Annotated in this window: 17 protein-coding genes; 10 read left to right on the forward strand and 7 right to left on the reverse strand. The window is 69.5% G+C overall.

All coding sequences use genetic code 11. The features are described from left to right. Positions 1-5 precede the first annotated feature (5 nt). Positions 6-2,504, forward strand: a complete 2,499-nt coding sequence (locus tag ACYVJH_RS12165) for an efflux RND transporter permease subunit (protein ID WP_460454923.1) — start codon at positions 6-8, stop codon at positions 2,502-2,504. 1 nt (position 2,505) lies between these two features. Here the strand turns inward: ACYVJH_RS12165 and ACYVJH_RS12170 are convergent, their stop codons facing one another. Next, a complete protein-coding gene (locus ACYVJH_RS12170; protein WP_460454924.1) occupies positions 2,506-3,393 on the reverse strand; it encodes a DMT family transporter in 888 nt (295 codons plus the stop codon). A gap of 128 nt (positions 3,394-3,521) precedes the next feature. Here ACYVJH_RS12170 and ACYVJH_RS12175 point away from each other — a divergent pair, with 128 nt between their 5' ends. Then, a complete protein-coding gene (locus ACYVJH_RS12175; RefSeq protein ID WP_460454925.1) occupies positions 3,522-4,028 on the forward strand; it encodes a hypothetical protein in 507 nt (168 codons plus the stop codon). 67 nt (positions 4,029-4,095) lie between these two features. Here ACYVJH_RS12175 and ACYVJH_RS12180 read toward each other — a convergent pair whose 3' ends face one another. Both ACYVJH_RS12180 and ACYVJH_RS12185 read right to left on the reverse strand, forming a co-directional pair. After that, a complete protein-coding gene (locus tag ACYVJH_RS12180) occupies positions 4,096-4,599 on the reverse strand; it encodes an Mpo1 family 2-hydroxy fatty acid dioxygenase (protein ID WP_460454926.1) in 504 nt (167 codons plus the stop codon). 11 nt (positions 4,600-4,610) lie between these two features. Further along, positions 4,611-5,507 carry a phosphoribosylaminoimidazolesuccinocarboxamide synthase gene (locus ACYVJH_RS12185; protein ID WP_460455211.1) on the reverse strand — a complete coding sequence of 299 codons (897 nt, stop codon included), beginning with the start codon at positions 5,505-5,507 and terminating at the stop codon, positions 4,611-4,613. Positions 5,508-5,601: 94 nt separating this feature from the next. On the opposite strand from ACYVJH_RS12185, the gene ACYVJH_RS12190 reads away from it, so the two are divergent. The 3 genes from ACYVJH_RS12190 to rpe are packed head-to-tail and all read left to right on the forward strand — an operon-like array spanning position 5,602 to position 6,963. Next, positions 5,602-5,964 carry a c-type cytochrome gene (locus tag ACYVJH_RS12190; RefSeq protein ID WP_460454927.1) on the forward strand — a complete coding sequence of 121 codons (363 nt, stop codon included), beginning with the start codon at positions 5,602-5,604 and terminating at the stop codon, positions 5,962-5,964. Further along, positions 5,961-6,287, forward strand: coding sequence for a J domain-containing protein (locus ACYVJH_RS12195; protein WP_188664384.1), 327 nt, complete (start codon positions 5,961-5,963; stop codon positions 6,285-6,287). Before ACYVJH_RS12190 ends, ACYVJH_RS12195 begins: the two co-directional genes overlap by 4 nt. A gap of 7 nt (positions 6,288-6,294) precedes the next feature. After that, positions 6,295-6,963 carry a ribulose-phosphate 3-epimerase gene (gene rpe, locus ACYVJH_RS12200; RefSeq protein WP_460454928.1) on the forward strand — a complete coding sequence of 223 codons (669 nt, stop codon included), beginning with the start codon at positions 6,295-6,297 and terminating at the stop codon, positions 6,961-6,963. Here the strand turns inward: rpe and ACYVJH_RS12205 are convergent. The 3 genes from ACYVJH_RS12205 to ACYVJH_RS12215 all read right to left on the reverse strand — a co-directional run bounded on the left by ACYVJH_RS12205 (position 6,926) and on the right by ACYVJH_RS12215 (position 9,965). Beyond that, complete coding sequence (locus ACYVJH_RS12205; protein WP_460454929.1) at positions 6,926-7,576, reverse strand: class GN sortase; 651 nt, start codon at positions 7,574-7,576, stop codon at positions 6,926-6,928. The genes rpe and ACYVJH_RS12205 overlap by 38 nt on opposite strands. A gap of 20 nt (positions 7,577-7,596) precedes the next feature. Continuing rightward, positions 7,597-7,779 (reverse strand): hypothetical protein, encoded by a 183-nt coding sequence (locus ACYVJH_RS12210; protein ID WP_460454930.1) that lies wholly within the window; start codon positions 7,777-7,779, stop codon positions 7,597-7,599. A 176-nt stretch (positions 7,780-7,955) separates the two neighbouring features. After that, a complete protein-coding gene (locus tag ACYVJH_RS12215) occupies positions 7,956-9,965 on the reverse strand; it encodes a marine proteobacterial sortase target protein (RefSeq protein WP_460454931.1) in 2,010 nt (669 codons plus the stop codon). Between the two features lie 141 nt (positions 9,966-10,106). On the opposite strand from ACYVJH_RS12215, the gene pdsR reads away from it, so the two are divergent. The 5 genes from pdsR to ACYVJH_RS12240 all read left to right on the forward strand — a co-directional run bounded on the left by pdsR (position 10,107) and on the right by ACYVJH_RS12240 (position 19,185). Then, positions 10,107-10,796 (forward strand): proteobacterial dedicated sortase system response regulator, encoded by a 690-nt coding sequence (pdsR, locus tag ACYVJH_RS12220; protein ID WP_460454932.1) that lies wholly within the window; start codon positions 10,107-10,109, stop codon positions 10,794-10,796. 7 nt (positions 10,797-10,803) lie between these two features. Beyond that, the gene (locus ACYVJH_RS12225) at positions 10,804-12,813 is read left to right on the forward strand and encodes an ATP-binding protein (RefSeq protein WP_460454933.1); all 2,010 of its coding nucleotides are present in this window, start codon (positions 10,804-10,806) and stop codon (positions 12,811-12,813) included. Positions 12,814-12,862: 49 nt separating this feature from the next. Continuing rightward, entirely contained in the window at positions 12,863-14,338 is a 1,476-nt protein-coding gene (gene trpE / locus ACYVJH_RS12230) for an anthranilate synthase component I (protein ID WP_460454934.1), read from the forward strand. Between the two features lie 10 nt (positions 14,339-14,348). Beyond that, a complete protein-coding gene (locus ACYVJH_RS12235; RefSeq protein WP_460454935.1) occupies positions 14,349-16,073 on the forward strand; it encodes a sensor domain-containing diguanylate cyclase in 1,725 nt (574 codons plus the stop codon). A gap of 151 nt (positions 16,074-16,224) precedes the next feature. Next, entirely contained in the window at positions 16,225-19,185 is a 2,961-nt protein-coding gene (locus tag ACYVJH_RS12240) for an autotransporter outer membrane beta-barrel domain-containing protein (protein ID WP_460454936.1), read from the forward strand. A 51-nt stretch (positions 19,186-19,236) separates the two neighbouring features. Here the strand turns inward: ACYVJH_RS12240 and ACYVJH_RS12245 are convergent, their stop codons facing one another. Continuing rightward, complete coding sequence (locus ACYVJH_RS12245) at positions 19,237-19,584, reverse strand: MerR family transcriptional regulator (protein WP_460454937.1); 348 nt, start codon at positions 19,582-19,584, stop codon at positions 19,237-19,239.

The following is a 19,584-nucleotide window of genomic DNA, read 5'->3' on the forward strand; positions in this document are numbered from 1 at the left end:
TTCACATGAGCCTGCCCAACAGCCAGCCCGGACCACTCGCCCGGATCGCCGAGAAGATCGTCTTCGCGAACCGGCCGGTCATCCTGGTCCTGTTCGCCCTGATCACGGTGGCGATGGCGTACTTCGCCAGCCAGCTCGAGGTCGACGCCGGCTTCAAGAAGCAGGTGCCGCTGCAGCACGAGTACATGCAGACCTTCCAGGATTACGAAGCCGAGTTCGGCGGTGCCAACCGCGTGCTGGTGGCCGTGATCGCGAAGGACGGCGACATGCTCGACCAGCGGTTCATGGCGACGCTGGAGAACGTCACCGGCGACGTGATCAACCTGTCGGCCACCGATGACGCGCGTGCTCGCTCGCTGTTCACGCCCAATGTCCGTTTCATCGAGGTCGTCGAGGATGGCTTGTCGGGTGGCAACGTCATCCCGCAGACCTTCACTCCCAACGTGGAAGGCTTCGAGGCCCTGCCCGAGGACTTCGAGCAGATCCGCAGCAACATCATCAAGGCCAACATCGTCGGCCGCCTGGTCGCCAAGGATTTCTCCGGCGCGATGATCTGGGCCGACCTGATCCCGGAAAGCGACGTCAACAAGCTCGACTACCAGGAGGTCGCCGACCAGTTCGAGGCGATCCGCCAGAAGTACGAAGATGAGAACCACAGCGTGCACATCATCGGCTTCGCCAAGATGGTGGGCGACATCAGCGACGGCGCGCGCTCGGTCATCAAGTTCTTCGCGCTGACCATCGGCTTCACCTGGCTGTTGCTGTTCCTTTATTCGACCTCGGCGAAACTGGCTTCGCTGACGGTCGCCGCGGCCCTTGTGTCGGTGGTGTGGATGCTGGGCGCGCTGCAGCTGATGGGCTTCGGCATTGATCCGATGAACATGCTCACGCCCTTCCTGATATTCGCGATCGCGGTCAGCCATGGCGAGCAGATGATCAACCGCTTCCGCGGCGAGATCTTCTTCGGTGGCCTGGAGGAGGGCACCGTCGAGGAACTGCGGGCCAGCGCCAAGAACGCGGTGGCGCCGCTGGAAGCCGCGCGCCTGTCCTTCCGCATGCTGCTGATCCCGGGCACCGTGGCCCTGCTGGCCGGCTGCATCGGCTTTGGCGCGATCATGGTGATCCCGATCGACATGGTGCGCGAGCTGGCGATCACCGCCACCGTCGGCGTTGCCCTGACCATCCTTACCGACCTGGTCCTGCTGCCGGTGCTGCTGAGCTACACCAAGCTGCGCAACCTGGACCGCAAGCGCGAGTTCCGCCTGCGCCAGCTGACCCGCTTCGACCGCATCTGGGCGGCGCTTTCGCGCCTGAGCCGGCCGAAGGTGGCCTGGCTGGTCGTGGCCGTGGGCGTGCTCGGCTGGTTCTTCGCCTGGCAGCACGGCAACAAGGTGATGATCGGCGATGCCCAGCAGGGCGTGGCCGAACTGCATGCCGACGCCCGCTACAACCAGGACGCCGTGCTGATCGCCGACCGCTTCGCGCTGGGCGTGGACATCCTCAACGTGATCGCCGAAGCCGGCCCCTCGGCCTGCACCACCTCCTTTGCGGCGATGGAAACGATCGACCGTTTCGCCTGGCACATGCAGAACGTCGAAGGCGTCGAGCAGGTGATCACGCTGCCGGCCGCCGCCAAGATCGTCAACGCCGGCTGGAACGACGGCCTGGCCGCCTGGCGGGTGCTGCCGCGCGACCCGGACACCCTGCGCCAGGCCACCCAGAGCTTCGAAACCGACTCGGGCCTGCTCAACAACGACTGCAGCGCCATTCCGATCACCATCTTCACCTCCGACCACCGGGCCACCACCATCGACCGCGTGGTCGCGGCGGTGAAACAGTTCCGCGAGGAGAACAACGCCTACGCCGAAGGCAACCTGCGCGTGCGCCTGGCCGAGCAGGCCGCCAACGAGCCGGGCTTCACCTCCGACCAGGTCAACCTGCGCCTGGCGACCGGCAACGTCGGCGTGATGGCCGCCACCAACGACACCGTCCGCGCGTCCGAGCACACCATCCTGTACCTGCTGTACGCGGCGGTGTTCGTGATGTGCCTGATCAGCTTCCGCAGCCCGCTGTCGGCGCTGTGCATCCTGCTGCCGCTGGTGCTGGTGACCGAACTGGGTCACTCGGTGATGGTCGAGCTCGACATCGGCATGAAGGTCAACACGCTGGCCGTGGTCGCCCTGGGCGTCGGCATCGGCGTCGACTACGGCATCTACATCTTCGCGCGCATGCGCGAGGCCATGCAGACGCCGGGTCGCACGCTGTCGGAGAGTTATTTCATCGCCCTCAAGACCACCGGCATCGCGATCTTCTACACCGCGCTTACCCTGGCCGTGGGCGTGGCGATGTGGATCTTCTCCGACCTCAAGTTCCAGGCCGACATGGGCATCATGCTGACCTTCATGTTCATCGTGAACATGATCGCCGCCATCATCTTCCTGCCCGCCCTGTGCCGCCTGCTGCTGCGTCCGGGCGAAAAGGACAGCTGGACCCCGCGCCTCTGAGTCAGAGCTCTTCGGCCACCGGCGCGGTCCGGGCCTTGGCCTGGCTGCGCAGGCTGATGAGCAGGATGCCGGCGAGGGTCATCGCGCCGCCGACCAGCAGCTTCGGCCCTGGTCGGTCGCCCCAGAAGGCGATGCCCAGGCCGGTGGCGAACACCGGCGTCAGCAGCAGCCAGGGCATCACCTTGGCCACGGCGTGGCGCTGCACGAGGCTGTAGTAGATGCCGTGGCCAAGCACCGACGCGACGATGGCCGCATAGGCCACGCCCGCCCAGGCCGTGCCCGAAACGCCGCCGAGCCGGCCGATGGCGCCCGGCTCCAGCCACAGGCTCAGGCCCAGCAGCGGAGACACCCCCACCAGCGCGATCCAGGCCTGCAGGCTGTAGCGGGTGACGCCCCCGAGGCCGCGCATCAGCACCGTGCTGATCGCCAGGAAAAAGCCAGACGCCAGCATCAGGCCCAGCGATGCCGGGTTGTCGAGCACCAGGGGGTCGAATCCGAGCACCAGCACGCCCCCGAAGCTCAGGGAAATGGCCGCGCCCGTGCGCCAGGCAAAACGCTCGCCCAGGAAAGCCCAGGCCAGCAGCACCGAGAACGGGATGTAGCTCTGCATGACGATCGATGGCGAGCTGAGGTCGCCGGCAAGCTTGAGCGCCCAGAAGCTCAGGCCGAAATGCATCACCCCCGTGCACAGCGTGATCGCCAGGAGCCGCGGCCATTGACCCGGCCCGGGGCGACGCAGGAAGGGCGCCAGCAAGACCACCAGCAGCATCAGCCTCAGCGCCGTGAAGAGCAGCGGCGGCATTTCCTGCAGGGCTGTCGCCGATCCCAGGAAGTTACCCGCCCAGGCGACGCAGACCAGCAGGGCCAGCAGGATGTCGCGGAGTGGCATGGCGGGGCCCGGACGGAGAAGGCCACATTATGGCCCCGTCACCGGGTCCGGCTTGCCCCGGATGCATGATCGGGTCAAAGTCGGGCTGCGCCGTGCTGGCGCGATCCTTTCGAATGGGGAGATTCGCAATGGAAATGGCAGCAGTGGGGGGAGTGCTGGTGATCATGCTGATCACGGTGCTCGTGGGGCTCTTGGTCGCCGGCCTGGTCCTGAAGCTTTCCGTCCGCCTGGTGGCGGGCTTTTCAACCGGTTACGGCCGCGCCCTGCTGACGGTCCTGGCCGCGGCGGCGCTGGGTTTCGTCGTCAATATCGTGCTGACGATGGTCTTCGGCGTGGGTGGTGGACTGATGGGCGGCGGGCTGTCCGGTAACGACCCGGATGCCGCCGCCGCCGCGATGGCCGGCGCCGGCATGGCGATGATGGGCGTCATGGCCGTCAGCGCCATCGTCAACCTCTTCATCATCGCCGCCTGCGTCAACTGGATCATCAAGCGGCCCGGCGGCATTGCCATCGGCTATGGCCGTTCGCTGCTGGTTGCCCTGGTCTACCTGTTGATCTTCATCGTGATCGGCATCATCGCCACCGTTCTGATGAGCGTGCTGGGCCTGGGTGCCGGCATGATGAGCGGTCTGTAGGCAGCGCCCTGTGGAAAGAACGAGGGCGCGGCTGCCTGGCAGCCGCGCCCTTTTTCGTGGGCCCGGTTCAGTGCGACCAGCCGGCCTTGCGGTAGAGCTTGTCGAGCGTCCACAGCGGCCCGACGAGCAGGTACTTGAGGTCGGTGAAGAAGCTGGGGCGGCGGCCTTCGATATTGTGGCCAACGAACTGGCCGATCCAGGCCACCACGAACACACCCAGCGCCAGCCAGCCCAGGCCTGCGTTACCCAGCTGCTGCGAGACCAGGAAGTTGACCAGCCCGAAAACGGCGAACACCGCCAGCGCGCCCAGGGCCAGCGGTCGCGACAGCCGCCAGTACCAGGCCAGCGCCAGGAACATCGCCAGCCCCATCCAGGCGCCGGGCCGGACCAGCGCCGCAGGCACCGGGATGATCCACAGCGCCGCCGTCACCGACCAGACGATGGCCGGCACGCAGACCAGGTGGATGGCCTGGTTGGTGGGATTCTGGTGGTCGCCGGAATAACTGTGCAGCCAGCGGTCGATCGGCCGGCGCGGGTCGGGCGTGTCGATCAGGTCGGGCGAAGTAGCCATAACGGTCTCCTTCAGTCGAGTTTGATGTCGGCCAGTCGGTCCAGGGCTTCAGCGTACTTGGCGCGGGTGCCTTCGATCACGCCGGCTGGCAGGTGCGGGCCGGGCGCGGTCTTGTCCCAGTCCAGCGTTTCCAGGTAGTCGCGCACGAACTGCTTGTCGTAGCTGGGTGGGCTGGTGCCCACTTCGTACAGGTCCGCCGGCCAGAAGCGCGAACTGTCGGGCGTGAGCATCTCGTCCATGACGTGAAGCACGCCGTTTTCGTCCAGGCCGAACTCAAGCTTGGTGTCGGCGATGATGATGCCGCGCTCGCGCGCATGCCGGGCCGCGAACTTGTAGATCTGCAGCGTTGCGGCGCGGATCTGCTCGGCCAGGTCGGCGCCGACCTGGGCGACCATGGTGTCGAAGCTGATGTTCTGGTCGTGTTCGCCCGGGGCGGCCTTGCTCGACGGCGTGAAGATCGGCTGGGGCAGGCGCTCGGCCTGGCGCAGGCCGTCGGGAAGGCGGATTTCGCAAACGGCGCCGGTGCGCTGGTAGTCCTTCCAGCCGCTGCCGATGAGGTAACCGCGCACGATCGCTTCAACCGGCACCGGCCGCAGCTTCTTGCACACCACCGAACGGCGCGCGTACAGCGCCGAGTCGGTGCCTTCGGGCAGGACCGAGGACACCGGTTCGTGGGTGAGGTGGTTGGGCACCAGGTGCGCGGTCTTGTCGAACCAGAAGTTGCTGATCTGGCAGAGCATCTCGCCCTTGCCCGGGATCGGGTCGGGCAGCACCACGTCGAAGGCCGAGAGCCGGTCGGTGGCGACCATCAGCAGGCGTTTGCCCGGCAGTTCGAACACGTCGCGGACCTTGCCGCGATGGAGCAGGGGCAGGCCGGGAAGCTCGGCGGTATGCAGGGTGGTGGGCACGGGCGTCTCGTAGAACGGGACCGGGCCGGCCATTGTACGTATCTATCGGCCCCGGTGCGCGCCCGGCTGCTGGGCCGGCTGCTAGAATCGCCGCATGCTCCGACCCGTCCTTATCCTGGGCCTGGTACTGGCCCCGCTGGTGGCCTGCGCCGACGGCCAGACTGCCACCCCGCCGCCGGTCACCGCCGCCGCCGCAGGCGCGCCGGAACGGCCCGCCAAGCTGGGCCTTTGCACCGCCTGCCACGGGGACGAGGGCACCAGCCGCACCGCCGGCACGCCGCACCTGGGCGGGCAGGACCGCCTCTACCTGGCCCGCTCCCTGGCCGCATACCGGAGCGGCGAACGCCGGCACGAACCCATGACCAGCCTTGCCAACGCACTGCAGCCCGGCGACATCGAGGCCCTGGCGGCCTGGTACGCGGCCCAGCCGGGATTCGCCGGTGGGAGCCAGCCATGAGGTGGTACGGGAAACTCTTCGGTTTCATCGCCGGCTGGCTGCTGCTGCGCCACCCGGCGGGCGCGGTGCTGGGCCTGGCCCTGGGCCACGCCTTCGACGCGGACTGGTTCCGTGCGAAGAAGTACGACCCCTACGCCGTGCTGGGCCTGACCGAAGACGCCAGCGAGGCCGAGATCGACCGCGCCTATCGCCGGCTCATCACCCAGTACCACCCCGACCGCCTGGGCGGAATCGCCGAGGACCTGCGCAAGCAGGCCGAGGAAAAGGCGCGGGAGATCAACCACGCCTACGACCGCATCAAGAAGCTGCGCAACAAGCACTGAGGCCGCCATGTCCAACTGCATCATCGCCCCGTCCATCCTGTCGGCCAATTTCGCCAAGCTCGGCGAGGAAGTGGACGCGGTGATCGCCGCCGGCGCCGACTGGGTGCACTTCGACGTGATGGACAACCATTACGTGCCCAACCTCACCATCGGTCCGCTGGTGTGCGAGGCGCTGCGCAAGCACGGCGTCACCGCCCCGATCGACGTGCACCTGATGGTGAAGCCGGTGGACCGCATCGTGCCGGACTTCGCCGCGGCCGGCGCCAGCCTCATCAGTTTCCATCCCGAGGCCAGCGAGCACGTGCACCGCACCGTGCAGCTGATCAAGGCCCAGGGCTGCAAGGCCGGCCTGGTGCTCAACCCGGCCACGCCGGTCGAGGTGCTGGACTATGTGCTGCCCGAACTCGACCTGGTGCTGCTGATGTCGGTGAACCCGGGCTTCGGCGGCCAGGCCTTCATCCCGTCGGCGCTCGACAAGCTCAAGCGCGTTCGCGATCGCATCGACAAACTCGGCAAGCCCATCCGCCTGGAAATCGACGGCGGCGTGAAGGTCGACAACATCCGCGCGATCGCCGCCGCCGGCGCCGACACCTTCGTCGCCGGCTCGGCCATCTTCAATGCGCCCGATTACCGCGAGGTCATCGCGAGGATGCGCGCGGAAGTGGCCGCAGCGTAACCAGGTAACGCAGCGGCCCGCGCGGCGCCGTGGCCTCGAAGGGCCAGCAGGTCACCAGCAGCAACTGGTCGCGGCCGGATGCCGCGATGCGTTCGCTGCGGGCATCGGCCACGCGCGTGCCGGCCACCTGGTAGCGACGCGGGCCATCGCGGGATTCAAGTTGCACCACGTCGCCGTCGCGCAGGTCCTTGAGCCAGCGGAAGTGGGTGTCGCGGTGGCCGCTGATGACCACCGTGCCGGCCGCCCCTGGGGCAGCGCTCGACTCCGCCCAGCCCGGCCCGAAGGCGAGGCTGCGGCCGCTGTCGCCGGCCAGCACGACCTGCGAAACGCCCAGCCGTGGCGATGACAAACGCGCCACCGCATGTGTATCGGCCCAGGGCCAGGGGCGGTGCGCTTTGCCGTCGGCCAGGGACTGCTGCCAGGACGTCGCAAGCAGGACCTGCGCCAGCGCGGCCTTGGCCGGCAGCCAGGCCGCCTGCGCCGCCAGCAGCCCGGCGGCGAGGAGCAGGGTCCTGGCCAGCCAGCGCCGGGCCGGTGCGGCACTGCCGCGAAGTCCGCGCGGCCGCGGCATGCGGCGAATGGCTGGTGGGACGTCCTTGTCCCGAGGGTGCATCCATGATGCCGGGGCGAAGTTCACCGCGCCTCCTGCGCGGCCTTTGGGGAGGGAAGGGGAAACGGCCGGCGGCGCAGCAGCGGGCTGGCGTCGGCGGGCACGAAGAACCAGTGCATGTGCGCCAGCGCCTGTTCGGTCGAACGTGGACCGGGCTCGGGCGCCGGGGTGGGGAAGCGACCGCGGTTTTCAACAATCAGGACCATGTCGGTATCTCCATCGGCTGTCATGTGGGAACGGCCTTGGCCGTCGTTCTTTCGACTTCGCTTTCAGCGAAGCAGGGCTTCGCCCCTGAAGGCGCTCCTGGACGGGGTGTCGGTTGCACGCAGCAGGCACATCAGCAGCGCGCAGAACAGGCAGGCGAGCACGCGCGAGGCCATCGTCAGCTCCGCGTCCGCAGGAGCAGCAGGCTGCCCAACAGCAGTAACGCCGCGAGCAACGCGTCCCGCATCCAGCCCGTGCTGCCCTGGGCAAAGGCCAGGCTGCCCGCCGGCGTGGCGTTCGCCAGGCGCGTGCTTGCCAGGCCCTGGTCGGCGGGTCGCGCCGGTGTCCTGTCCACGGCGACCAGGCTGGTGTAGCTGCTGACAAGGCCATGGCGAAGCGCGACATCCACGATGGCCGGACGCAGGCTCTCGATGTCGCCACTGCGGCGCAGTTCGTCTTCCAGCGCATTGATGCGCGCCCGGCCCCAGAGCCGCGCCACGCCCGGCGCCGGCACCGATTTTTCGCTCACCAGCGCCAGCCGACGCGACCAGGGCTGCGGGGCCAGGCCACGCACGGTGGCGATGCCGTCGACGCGGTCCAGGCGCGCGACCACCTGCACGGCTTCGCCCTGGTAGAGGTCGGGGATGCGGGCCGGGTAGGCTTCGGTGACGCCCGGCCAGTCCACCTGGATGTCGCGCATGGCCGGTCGGTCGAGTTTGGCCAGCAGGCCGTCCATCTTTTCGGCGACCTCGTTGACGTCGCGCACCACCACGCCGGTGCCGCGGCCAAGTTCGGCGGCCTTGCGCAGGAAGTGGTCATTCGGTGCGCTGCCGATGCCAACCGGGAACAGCCGGCTCTTGCCGCGTCCGGATTCGATCAGGCGGAGCAACTGGTCCTCGTTGCCGATCGCGGCATCGGTGGCCAGCACCACCTGGCGCAGGTAACCCTCGGGCGCGTGCCCGGCAAAGGCGGCAACCAGCGCCGGCAGCATTTCCGTGCCACCTTCGGCGCGCAGCGAGCGCACGTAGGCGCGGGCGCGGGCGACGTTGCCCGGCTGCGCGGGCACCGCGTCCGCGAACAGCAGGTCGAAGTCGTCGTCGAAGCGGATCACGTTGAAGCGATCCCCCGGGCGCAGCCGCGCCAGCGCGCGGTCGGCGGCTTCGATGGCCTGGGCCATGGACGCACCCGACATCGAACCCGAGTTGTCGATCACCAGGATCAGCTCGCGCGGCAGCGGCGCGGTCGGCAGGGTCGGTGGCACCAGCATCAGCAGCGCGTAGTCCTCGCCGGCGACGCGGTCCAGGAACACGGCGCTGCGCGGGGCCTTGCTCGGCTCGGGCTCCCATTCGAGGACAAAATCGCGGTCGCTCGCTTCCACCAGGTTGGCCAGCTCGACGCGGTGCCTGCCTTCGTGGCCGAACACGGTCACGGCATGGGTGGGACTGTGGATGCGCTGCAGCGGCAGGCCGGCGTCGATGTCGGCGACCAGGGCCACGGTCGGGCCGGCGGCCACGCCACCTTCAAGGCTGCCGGCGACGGCGGGCAGGGACTCGGGTGTTTCCCGTGACATCGCGTGCATGGCAAAAGAGGCGTCGGGCGAAGGCGTCGGCAGGTAACGCGGGGTCAGCGTCAGCGGCAGCCCCAGTGAGAACACGCCGTCGCGGTAGGTCACCGGCTGCCAGTAGCTCACTTCGATCTCGATTTCCTCGCCGGGACCGATGTTGGCCAAGGCGGTCTGGAACAGGTTCGGCCGGTTCTGCGACACCAGGCTGGCGCGTTGGCCTGCCGCGGCGGCGGCTTCGTAGACGGCCTTGGCATCTTCCTTCTCGCGGATCTCGCCTTCGACCAGGCGGTTGCCGATGCGCAGGGTAAGGGCGCCAACCGCGGCGTTCTCCGGCAGCGGCAGGAGGTAGCGGCCCTCGCGCCAGCGGTTCGAATCATTGCGGTAGGTCTGGCGCACGGACACCTCCGCCATCAGGCCGTGCACCTGCATGTGCACGCTGGTGTCCATGGCCAGCGTGGCCACCCATTCGCCTTCCTCGTTGAACATCAGGCCCTCGGGGTCTTCGCCGGCCAGGGCCAGCAGCGGCAGCAGCGACAACAGCAGTCCGGCCAGCCAGCGGCGGGTCCAGCCGGCCGTGCGCAGGGACAGGTACAGGCGGGGTTTGCGGGTTTCGCGCTCGGTCATGGCGGCTCTCCGTGGGGACAGCTGCATCACAGCGCCACCGGCGGCCCGTCGCGGGGCAGGCCGGGGCAGGGCGCTGACCAGTTGTGGCGATTTGCGGGCAACACATTGCCGGCCCGCGGCCGCTGGCCTAGGCTGGCCGCCATGTCACGCACTGTTGCCATCGTCGAAGACGAACCCGCCATCCGCGAAAATTACGCCGACGCCCTGCGCCGGCACGGTTACGGGGTGCTGGCCTTTGCCAGCCGCGCGGAGGCGCAGGCCGCCTTCGCGCTGAAGCTGCCCGACCTGGTGATCATCGACGTCGGCCTGGGCGAGGAGCCCGAGGGCGGCTTCGACCTGTGCCGGGAACTGCGCGCGAAGTCGGCGACGCTGCCTATCCTGTTCCTGACCGCGCGCGATTCCGATTTCGACGTCATTTCGGGCCTGCGCCTGGGCGCCGACGACTACCTCAGCAAGGGCACCAGCCTGCCCCAGCTCACCGCGCGCATCCACGCGCTGTTCCGGCGCATGGACTCGCTGGCCGCGCCGCGGGTGAAGGAACAGGTGTTCCGCCTGCGCGGGCTGACGCTGGAACTCGAGCGCATGCGCGTGACCTGGAATGACCTGGACGTCGCGCTCACCGTCACCGAATTCTGGATGGTGCACGCGATGGTGCGTTACCCGGGCCACGTCAAAACCCGCGAGCAGCTGATGCGCGAGGCCCAGGTGGTCGTGGATGACGCCACCATCACCTCCCACATCAAGCGCATCCGCCGCAAGTTCCAGGCGCTGGACCCGGCCTTCGACGACATCGACACCGTGCACGGCGCCGGTTACCGCTGGCGCGCCTGAGCCCGGCATGAGCCTGCGAGCAAAGCTGCTGCTGGTCGCCCTGTCGATCCTGGCGCTGCCCTGGGCCGGCTGGCAGTTCGTGCGGCAAATGGAAACGCTGCTGCGCCAGGGCCAGGAGCAGGCCCTGCTCGCCTCCGCCGAAGCCCTCGCGCGCGGCATCGCGGTGCGCCCGGCGGGGCTGCCCGCGGCCGGTGACAGCTGGTTCGTGCATCCGCTGGATTTCGCACCGCGGCTCGACGGCGAGGCCAGCGACTGGCGCGGCGCCGCTTCGGCACCGCTGGCCTTCGGTGCGCCGCGACCCTGGCTGCGGGTCGTCGCCGGCCGGGCCAACGAGCGCCTGCACCTCTGGATTTCTGTGGACGACGCCAGCGCGCAGCGCGGCGACGCCCACTGGCCGGCCGACCTGGACTTCGACCGATTGCAGCTGCGGGTGCTGGGCCGCGGCGGCGACCTGCTGCTGCGCCTTGCCAACGCCAGTCCCGGTGAGCTGCGCGTGGCCGGCGAAGACGGCCTGCCGCCATCCGTGCGCGTCGAAGGCGCCTGGCGCGAACGCGAGGGTGGCTACGACGTCGAGCTGGCCCTGCCGCAGGACTTCAGCGTTCGCGCGATCGGGCTGCGGGCGCAGGATGTCAACGCCGCCGGCGACGTCCGGATCGCCGGGACGCTCGATGGCACCGGCCAGCTCGGGGCCGTGCCGCTGCATGGTTTCCTCGGGTCGCTCGAGCCGGTGTTGCAGGCATTGGCCCCGGAGGGCATGCGCGTGCGCGTGGCCGACCGCGATGGCTGGGTGCTGGCCCGGGCCGGTGAGCTGCGTGCCGATGAATCCGAGGACGACATCCTGCCGTGGCGACGCGGCCTTTACCGGGCGCTGCTTTTCCGCGACGTCACCGCGACGGCCGAGGAACCGCCGATGGCGCGCCGGCTCGTGCGCGCCGAGGTGGCCCGCGCCGTGGCCGGCACGCCGGCCGTGGCCTGGCGCCGCGATCCGGCCGGCGCGCGCCTGCTGCTGTCGGCGGCGGTGCCGCTGTACGTGGCGGGGCAGGAGCGCGGGGCGCTGCTGATCGAGCGGTCGAACTCGGAAGTGCTCCTGCTCACCGACCAGGCGTTTTCAGGCCTGCTGGGTGTCAGCCTGGTGGCCTTCCTGGCTTCGGGCGGCATCATCCTGCTGTTCGCCACGCGCCTGGGCCAGCGCATTCGCCGCCTGCGAGACGCCGCCGAACATGCGCTCGACCGCGAGGGCCGGGTCACGCCCTTCCCGCGCACGAACGCCCGCGATGAAATTGGCGATCTTTCGCGCAGTTTCGCGCGCCTGCTCGACCAGGTGGCGGCCTACACCGACTACCTGCGTTCTCTGTCGGGCAAGCTGTCGCATGAGCTGAACACGCCGCTGGCGATCGTGCGCACCTCGCTCGACAACCTCGACGATGCCCGGCTCGACCCGCAGGCGCGGGTGGTGGTGGCCCGCGCGCGCGACGGCATAGAACGCATGGGCCACCTGGTGCGCACGATGAGCGAAGTCACGCGCATCGAACACGCCATCGAAGCCGCCGAGGCCGAGGACCTGGACCTGCGCGCGCTGCTCGAGGGCTGCGCCGAGGCCTACGCCGCGCTGCTGGCGCCGCGTTCGCTGCAGCTGACGCTGCCGCCCGGCCCGCTGCCGCTGCGAGCCGCGCCCGAACTGCTGGTGCAGGCCCTGGACAAGCTGGTGGACAATGCCCACGGTTTCACCCCCGAATCGGGCTGGGTGCGCCTGTCCGCGTCCCGGGAAGAGGGCGGCGTGCGCATCGCCCTGGCCAACCAGGGGCCGCCGCTGCCGGAAGCCATGCGCGGCCGCCTGTTCGACTCGCTGGTGAGCCTTCGCGACAGTTCCCGGCGCGCCGAGGGCGGCGCCCACCTGGGTTTCGGTCTTTACGTCGTGCGCCTGGTCGCCGACCTGCACCGCGGCCACGCCGAGGCCAGCAACCTGCCGGCGGGCGACGGCGTCGAGTTCGTTCTTCACCTGCGCGGCATGCCCTGAGCCAAACGCGGCGGATATACTCGGGGCCTGCCAAACACGGGCGCCGTGCGTGATTTCCGCCGAACAGTTCCAGACCCTGGCCAAGGCCGGCCACAACCGCATCCCGGTGGTGCGCGAGGTGCTTTCCGATCTCGACACCCCGCTGTCGGTCTACCTCAAGCTTGCCGACGGCTCGCACACCTACCTGTTCGAGTCCGTGGAAGGTGGCGAGACCTGGGGCCGGTATTCGATCATCGGCCTGCCGGCGCGCCGTACCTACACCTTCCGTGGCCACGAGCTGGAAGTGCGCGAGCACGGCGAGGTGGTGGAAACCCGCACGCTCGAAGACCCCCTGGCCGAGGTCGACCGGCTGCGCGCCTCGTTCAAGGTGCCGCGCATTCCCGAGCTGCCCGGTTTCACCGGCGGCCTGGTCGGCTACTTCGGCTTCGAGACCATCGGCTGGATCGAATCGCGACTGGCCGGCGGCGACAAGCCCGACCAGCTGGGCACGCCCGACGCGCTGCTGATGCTCAGCGAGGAACTCGCGGTCTTCGACAATCTCAAGGGCCGCCTGTACCTGGTGGTGCATGCCAACCCCGACGAGCCGCACGCCTATGCCCGTGCGCTGCGCCGGCTCGACGAACTGGTGCACCGGCTGCGCCACTCGGGCCGCAGCTATCCGGACGTGCTCGATCCTTCGCTGCTGCAGGAACAGGACTTCGTCTCGGGCTTCACGCGCGAAGGTTTCCTGGCGGCCGTGGAGCGCTGCAAGGAGTACATCCGCGCCGGCGACATCTTCCAGGTCGTGCTCAGCCAGCGGATGAGCGTGCCCTTCCGCGCCCGGCCGGTGGACGTCTACCGTGCCCTGCGTGCGCTCAATCCCTCGCCCTACATGTATTTCCTCGACCTGGGCGACACCCAGGTGGTGGGCAGCTCGCCCGAGATCCTGGTGCGCCTGCAGGGCGGGGAAGTGACCGTGCGGCCGATCGCCGGCACCCGCCCGCGCGGTGAGACCCCCGAGGCCGACGCCGCGCTGGAAGCCGAGCTGCTGGCCGATCCCAAGGAACGCGCCGAGCACCTGATGCTGATCGACCTGGGCCGAAACGACGTTGGCCGCGTCGCCAACGCGGGCAGCGTCACCGTGCCCGACCAGTTCATCATCGAACGCTATTCGCACGTGATGCACATCGTCAGCGAAGTGCGCGGCCAGCTGCAGCCTGGCCTGGGTTTCGCCGATGTCATCAAGGCCACCTTCCCGGCGGGTACCGTGAGCGGCGCGCCCAAGATCCGCGCGCTGGAGGTCATCCGCGAACTCGAGCCGATCAAGCGCAACATCTATTCCGGCGCCGTCGGTTACCTCAATTGGTGGGGCGACGCCGACACCGCGATCGCCATCCGCACCGCGGTCATCCAGGACGGGCGCCTGCATGTGCAGGCCGGCGCCGGCATCGTGCACGACTCCGACCCGGTCAGGGAGTGGGAAGAAACGATGAACAAGGGCCGGGCGCTTTTCCGCGCCGTCGCCCAGGCCGCCGGCGGCCTCTGAGGCGCACGGGGTGGAAGGGTTCCTTCGCCACTTCCGCCCCCGGTCCACGGGCCTGAGGCTCTGGCTGGCGCTGAGCTTCGGCGCGCTCGCGGTCGTCCTGGTGGGCGTGCTGGCGTGGCGGGTGGAGCGTGTGGCCGCCGACAAGCTGCAGGAGGACATCGGCCTGCGCATGCAGACCCGGGCCCAGGCCCTGGCCGGACGACTGGATCGTGGCCTCTACGAACGCCTGAACGACATGCGTGCGCTGGCACTGATGCCGATGCTCGACGATCCGGCCGGCAGCGAAGACGCCGTGCGCGACCTGTTCGACCTCATGCAGCTCAACTACCCCGACTACGTCTGGATGGGCGTGGCCGACTCCACCGGCCGGGTTCGGATCGCCAACCGCGGCCTGCTCGAGGGCGCGGACGTGTCGCAGCGGTCCTGGTTCGCGGGCGCGCGCCGCGAGCCCTTCGTGGGCGACCTGCACGACGCGGTGCTGCTGTCGGAGCTGTTGTCCACCCCGGGCGGTGAGCCGCTGCGCCTGGTGGACGTCGCGGCACCGATCCACGACGCCCACGGCGTGGTCACCGGCGTGCTCGGCGCACACCTGTCCTGGCGCTGGGCCGAGGGCCTGCGCCAGGACCAGATGGCGGCCAACGACCCGGTGGAGGTGTTTTTCCTGAACGTGGCCGGCGAGGTGATCATGGGCCCCGAGGACATGCGCGGCCAGGTCTTGCAGGTTCCCAGTGCCCTGGCGGTCCGCGAGGGCCAGCGCGGAGCCTTGCTGGAAACCTGGCCCGACGGCGAGCTCTACCTCACCGGTTTCGAGCCCACCCAGGGCCACGAGTCCTACACCGGCCTGGGCTGGACCGTGCTCGTGCGCAAACAGGCGCGCCAGGCCTTCGAACCGGTGCGGGAACTGCGCCAGCAGATCGTGCTTGCCGCGATCGCCATCACTGCGCTTTTCCTGGCGCTGGGCAGCCTGATGGCACGCTGGATCGGCGCGCCCCTGCACGCGCTGGCCGTGGCCGCGCGGCGCATCCAGGCGCGCGAGCCCGATGCCGCGTTTCCGCCCGAACGTGGTTATCGCGAGGCGCGCGAACTCACCCTGGCCCTGCGCGGCCTGGTGGACGACCTGACCGAACACGAACGTGAACTCACCGACATGGCCGCCGGCCTTGAGCAGCGCGTGCGCGAGCGGACCCTGGCCCTGAGCGAAGCCAACGCCCAGCTCGAAGTGCTGGCCATGACCGACGCCCTGACCGGGCTGGCCAACCGCCGCCATTTCGGCGACCAGCTGGCACGTGAATCCACCCGCGCCGCCGAGACCGGCCGGCCGCTGAGCCTGGTCACGATGGACATTGACCACTTCAAGGCCATCAACGACCAGCACGGGCACCCGACCGGCGACGCGGTGCTGCGTCGCATCGCACTGCTGCTCGAAGAATGCGTGCGCAGCAGCGACCTGCTGGCGCGCGTCGGTGGCGAGGAATTCGCGGTGCTGGCGGTGGACACCGGCCCGGGCGAGGCCGGCCAGCTGGCCGAACGCCTGCGCGCGGCCGTCGAGAACGCGGGTCCCGTCAGCGTCGGGCGTGCATCCATCCCGGTGACGATAAGCCTGGGCCTGGTGACCCGGCGCATCCAGCCCGGCGAACTGTCCCGTGCGCCCGAACGCCTGCTCGCCGCCGCCGACGACGCCCTTTACCGGGCCAAGCGCAATGGCCGCAACCGGGTGGAAGTGGCGGCGAACTGATTCCGCCCGCGTTGGCAACGAGCCCGGTGCAAGCCGAGGCCGAGGGTGAAATCCGCCAACTTCCGGAAGGGTGGCGGATCCGGCATGTAAGCGCTTGACCTTGCACTTGCTGCAAGCCCCAGAGTCCCGGCTCCCCCAACGGAGCCAAACCATGAATCGAATCCATCGGCGCGATTCCCGCGCCTTTCGCCGCACGGTACTGAGCCATGCGCTCCTGCTGGCTTTCGCCAGTCTTTCCCAGTCGGCGCTGGCCGACGACGAGTGCGGCGTGGCCAACGCCGGCGGCCAGGTTGTCTGCGATCCCTCGGGTCCGGACCCGTTGCCCCAGGTGCGTTACACCGGCGTCACGGACGTCGAAGTGGTGCTGCGCAGCGGCGTCGTCGTCGATGGCAGCGCGATGCCCGAAGGCGACACCGCAGTGACGCTCTACGGCACCGGCAGCCTGGGCCTGCATGCCGAGGACGGCACCGTGATCCGCGCCTACGACGCCTGGCCCGCTGTTGACGTTGTTTCGGACTCCGGCCCGGTCAGCGTCCGCGTCGACCAGGTCTACGGCGGCAACATCGGCATCTCCGCCGGCAGCTCCGGCGACGTGACCGTGTGGGCCAACCACGTCGAGGGCACAACCGCGATCGAGGCTTTCAGTTCCGGCGGCAACGTGCTCGTGGACGTCGCCAGCGCCCGGGCGGGCGCCTACGGCACCGGCGTGTACGCGCTGTCGGAGCAGGGTGATGTCGGGGTCCTGGCCGGCGAGGTCCGGGCACGGGGCGACTTCACCGCCGGCATCGACGCCACCACCTACGACGGTTCCGTCGCCATCGAGGCCGGCTACGTGATGGCCGATGGCTACGCTGCACGGGCCGTGCTGGCCGTCTCCTACGAGGGCGGCGACGTCAGCGTGGACGTGGAGAACGCGGCCTCGTTCGGCGAAGGCAGTTCGGGCATCGTCGCGTTTGCTGGCTTCGGCGACGTCAATATCCGCGCCGGGTTCGTAAGCGCCAGCGGGAACTACGGCCTCGGCCTGGGCGTATATGCCTTCGAGGGCGGCGCCAACCTGGATGTCGGCAACGTCGGCACGGACGGTGACTTCTCCCGCGCCATCGACGTCAATGCGCTGCTGGACGTCAACATCCTCAACGAATCCGTCTTCACGAGCGGCATGTACTCGGACGCGATCAGCGTCGAGACCGTGGGTGACGTCAACATCGCCTCCAGGCGCGTCGCGACCTATGGCAACGAGTCGACCGGCATCCGCGTCCTGACCAGCCAGGACATCTCGATCGACGTCGACGAGGTCATGACCTATGGCGCCGGCTCCGCTGCCGTCTCTGCGGCCTCGTACGCTGGCGACGTGTTCGCCCGGGTCGGCAGCGTCCGCACCTGGGACATGTCGTCGCCGTGGTACGCCATCGGCCTGGGTTCGTACCTGGGCGACGTCACCCTGGTCGTCGACGAACTCGTACGTTCCGAGGGCGGCTACGCCGTCACCCTGGGTTCCCAGATGGGCCAGGCACGCATCCTGGTGGGCGAAGGCGCCACCGTGCACGGCGAAATGACGGCCATCGACGCGGCGGCCGGGCTGGGCAGCCGGATCGACGTCGCCGGCACCGTCACCAGCAACCGCGGCGCCGTCATCCAGGTGGCCGCCAACGACCTTGGCGACGGTGCGGCCGATATCCGGATCGGCTCGACCGGCCTGGTGCAAGGCTGGGTCGACCTGACCGACAACGACGACCGCGTCGCCAACGCGGGTCGCTTCCTCAGCGCCGGCACCAACCGGTTCGGCGCCGGCGATGACCTCTTCACGAATTTCGGCACCCTCGGCCTGAAGGCGGGCTCGCACGAGATCTTCTTCGAGGGTCTGGAGCGGCTGGAGAATGCCGGCCGCGTGGATCTGGTGAATGGCGTCGCCGGCGACCAGCTGGTGCTGGACGGCACCCTGCACGGCGTCGGCGGCACGCTGGCGATCGACTACAACGTCATCAGCGGCCAGGCCGACACGATCTCGGTCGGGGCGGTTTCCGGCACCAACCTGCTGGATCTGTCCCTGGTGGGCCACGGATCGCTGCTCGGCATCGACGGGGTGCGCGTGCTCAGCTCCGGCGCCTCCCAGCAGGGCGATGAACTCGTGCTGTCCTCGGCCAGCCGCAACCGTGGTTTCATCGGCTTCGACCTGGCCTTCGACGGCGTCGACAGCTGGTTGCTGCAGAGCGACCTCGCCGACGCCGCCTACCTCGCCGGCGCCGTCCCCACGGCCGCCCGCGACGCCTGGCGCCAGGGCGTGCAGGCCGTCACCAGCCATCTGGACGCGACCCGGGACCATGCCGACAGCAGCGGTGCCTGGCTGCAGGTCTACGGCGGCGACTTCGACGGCAGTTCCGACTTCACGCACACGCTGGGTGCGCGCGAGCTGGCCTGGAAGGGCTCGCACGAAGGCCTGCAGGCCGGCCTCGAGGGCGACTTCGGCGTCTGGCGCGCCGGCGTCACCGCCGGCATCGGCAAGGCGGACATGGACCTGGGCGGCAACGAGGGCAATGAGCTCGACCTGGCCAACGCCGGCCTGTACGCGCGTTACGAGCAGGACGGCTGGTTCGCCGGCGCGGTGCTGCGCGCCGAGCGGATCTCGCTGGACGCCGACTGGGCCTCGATCGGCCTGGTCGGTTCGGGCAAGGGCAACGTTCTTGGCCTGCAGCTCGAGGGCGGACGCCGCTTCGCCGTCTCGAACGTCTGGATCGAGCCGAGCCTGCGCCTGGCCTGGACCGACCTGTCGCTGCCCGAGCTCGATGGCGCCAACGGCGACGTGCGCTGGCAGGACGGTGCGCGCGGCAGCGGTGAGCTGGGCCTGTCGATCGGCCTGGCCGAAGGCTGGAAGGGCCTGCGGCCGTACGCGACGATGGCGATTGGCCGTGAGTTCGGCGGCGCCGATCGCACGCTCTACGACCTGGCTGCCGATGACGTGGTCGTGCATGCCGAGGGTGGCCGCGGCTTCGGTCGCTTCGCCGCCGGCCTGAATTGGACGCGTGGCCGCTTCGACGCTTACGGCGAAGTGGACGCGCGCACGGGTGACATCGAAGGCAACACGACGCGCGTCGGCCTCCGCGTGCGCTTCTGAACCAGCACGGCCCCGGGGCGCACGTCGCCCCGGGGCCGTTGCGTGACGGCCTCAGGGGCCGGGATGGCGCGACAGCCAGCGCCGCAGGTGGCGTCGCAGCCGGGCCTTGCGGTGAAGCTCGCAGTCCAGTCGCGACAGGTGCGAGCGCAGCAGGCGCAGCAGTCCGCTTCCGCCGCGGGTCACGGCGTCGGCGACCTCGGCCATGCTCAAGCCCAGTTTCCTGGCCCGGCGCACCAGCCGGGCCCGCCGCAGGTCCTCGGCCGAATACTTGCGATAGCCCGAGAGTGATCGTTTCGCCGGCGGCAGCAGGCCGCGGCGCTCGTACAGGCGCAGTGTCGCGGGGCTCACGCCCACGCGGCGGGCGGCTTCTCCGATATCAAAGGAAGGGCGGGGAGGCAT

Source organism: Arenimonas aestuarii (genome assembly GCF_054781715.1).